This window comes from Amycolatopsis thailandensis (genome assembly GCF_002234405.1).
Classification (GTDB): Bacteria; Actinomycetota; Actinomycetes; order Mycobacteriales; family Pseudonocardiaceae; genus Amycolatopsis; species Amycolatopsis thailandensis.
This window is the reverse complement of record NZ_NMQT01000264.1, coordinates 1-853: the sequence shown is the minus strand read 5'-3', so window position 1 is coordinate 853 and position 853 is coordinate 1. Positions and strand designations below refer to the sequence as shown.

At 73.6% G+C, this 853-nt stretch carries 1 protein-coding gene; it reads right to left on the bottom strand.

All coding sequences use genetic code 11. The annotated features are described in order from the left end of the window. On the bottom strand, window positions 1–853 hold an 853-nt coding region (locus tag CFP71_RS42175), incomplete at both ends, for a condensation domain-containing protein (protein WP_244200046.1).

Sequence of the window (853 nt, the reverse complement as noted above, 5' to 3'; positions counted from 1 at the left end):
CCGCGGCCAGCGCGCCGAGCAGGGCCACGTAGTCCTCGGCGAGCCCTGCCATCCGGGCGTGGTCGAACAGGTCCGGGTTGTACAGCAGTTCGACGCCGTCGTCGTGGACGTACACCGTGAGGTCGAACGGCGATCCCGGCTTGTCCACCGGCAGCCACGCCGAGGCCACGCCGGGAAGGTCCAGCCGTGGCTCGGAGAAGTTCAGGACGTTGAACATCACCTGCACGAGCGGGGCGCGCGTGGGATCGCGAGGCACACCGAGCGCCTCGACGAGCCGCTCGACCGGTGCGGCCGGGTGCGCGGTCGCGGCGAGGAGTTCCGCCCCGCCGTCGCGGACGTGCGTGGCGAAGTCCGCGGCGTCGTCGGCCCGCAGCCGCACCGGCACGATGTCCACGAAGAACCCCGCGACCTCCTGGCATTCGGCGAGCTGCCGGTCCGCGACGACCGTGGCGACCAGATGGTCCGCCGCGCCGGTGAGCCGCCGCAGCAGCTGGCCGAACGCGGCCAGCAGCACCCCGGCGCGCGTCGTACCGGTGCGGGCGGCCAGTGCCAGGACCGATTCGGCGGCACCGTCCGGAAAGGACTGACGCAGGCTCGCGCCCCGGTAGGTCTGCACGGCCGGGCGCGGCCGGTCACGCGGAAGGTCCACAATGGCCGGTGCACCGGCGAGATGCCCGGTCCACCAGGCGACGTCGACGGCTTCCCGGCGTTCGTCACGTCCGGCTCGCCACACCGCGTAGTCCGCGTAGGACGCCACCGGCGGCGGCAGCGGCTCGCCCCGGTACGCGGCCGACAGGTCGGCGCAAAGCAGGTCCTGCGACCAGCCGTCGAACACCGCGTGGTGCAGCGTGAG